We start from the raw sequence: 1,554 nt of genomic DNA, 5'->3' as shown, positions 1-1,554 counted from the left end.
ATCAAAAACAAGCAGCATAATCAATCACACAAACCAGCCAGAGCCTCCAATGCTCAAGCCGCTCTGATGTCCCATTTTATATGACAACGGACATGGATGTATTACCGCCTGAAATTACTCGACATCAATTCGATGAACTCGGGCGCGGCCATCCCCAGCACAAAGCGAGAAGACTTCTACTCTGCTAGCATCAAGGTTCCCGACCTACCCACCCAAGAGCGGATCGCGGGCGTGCTTGCAGCCTATGACGACCTGATCGAGAACAACCGGCGGCGGATTGGGTTGTTGGAGCAGGCGACGCGGCTCTTGTATCGCGAATGGTTCGTCCATTTCCGCTTCCCCGGCTTCGATACCACCAAATTCGTCGATGGCCTGCCGGCGGGGTGGGAAGTGCGGAAGGTTAAAGACCTTCTCACTCGCTTGAAATCGAAGCCCAAGGTCCGAAAGGACGAATACCAAGCATATGGCCAGTGGCCTTGCGTGGATCAGGGGCAGGATTTCATTGGCGGATACACCGATAATAAAGAAGCGATATATCATGACAGCCTGCCGCTGATCGTTTTTGGGGATCATACTCGGGCACTGAAATTTGTTGATTTTCCGTTTGCGCGGGGTGCGGACGGAACCCAGATCATCCAGTCAAACGAAGAACGCCTCCCTCAGCAGTTATTCTACTTTTCATTGATCAATGTTGATCTATCCAATTATGCGTATGCGCGTCACTTCAAGTTTCTGAAAGATCAGGACATCATCGTGCCGACGGAGGAAATTGGAAAGAACTTCGCGAATCGAGCGAAGACAATCTTTGATCAGGTCCGAACGCTGCGAGATCAAAACCAAAAGCTCGCCAAAGCCCGCGACCTTCTTCTTCCGCGTTTAATGGATGGACGTCTTTCCATCCCCGAGTAGTATCTGGCCATGAACGATTTTACTGAAGACCTTTTGGTTCAAAAGACGATGGCCGATTATCTGGCCGAAGAGCATGGCTGGCGCTCGGTCATGGCATGGAATAGCGAAACCTTCGGCTCCGAGGGTACGCTGGGCCGCAAATCCGACAAGGACGTGATCCTGACGCGCTATCTGTCGGAGGCGCTGGTCACCCTGAACCCCGGCTTGCCGGATGAAGCCTATGAACAGGCGCTTCGCAAGATCACCGAGACCTTCGCCTCGCAATCTCTGCTGAAGACCAACCAGGAGAAATACGAACTGCTCCGCAACGGGGTGATGGTGAAGTTCCGTCAGGACGACGAGACCCGCGTCGAGCACCTGCGCGTCTTCGATTTCGACACGCCCGAGAACAACGATTTTCTCTGTGTTCGTGAGCTGTGGGTGCACGGCTATGCCCATCGAAGGCGGGCTGACATCGTCGGCTTCGTCAACGGGCTGCCGCTGATGTTCTGCGAGTTGAAGCGGCCCGACAAGGATCTCCGCCGCGCTTATGCCGAGAACCTGAGCGACTACTGTCCGTTGTCATATAAAATGGGACATCAGAGCGGCTTGAGCATTGGAGGCTCTGGCTGGTTTGTGTGATTGATTATGCTGCTTGTTTTTGAT

General features: G+C 53.3%; 2 protein-coding genes. Both read left to right on the top strand.

The genetic code is table 11. The annotated features are described in order from the left end of the window. Window positions 1–96 precede the first annotated feature (96 nt). Window positions 97–909, top strand: coding sequence for a restriction endonuclease subunit S (locus tag EDC90_RS20735; protein WP_132314399.1), 813 nt, complete (start codon window positions 97–99; stop codon window positions 907–909). 9 nt (window positions 910–918) lie between these two features. After that, on the top strand, window positions 919–1,530 hold the full coding sequence (locus EDC90_RS20730) for a type I restriction endonuclease (RefSeq protein WP_245511164.1): 612 nt from the start codon (window positions 919–921) through the stop codon (window positions 1,528–1,530). Window positions 1,531–1,554: the final 24 nt, after the last annotated feature.

This window comes from Martelella mediterranea, from assembly GCF_004342225.1.
GTDB classification, from domain to species: domain Bacteria; phylum Pseudomonadota; class Alphaproteobacteria; order Rhizobiales; family Rhizobiaceae; genus Martelella; species Martelella mediterranea_B.
Note: the sequence above shows the minus strand (reverse complement) of the source record. Positions and strands in the feature narration are given on the sequence as shown.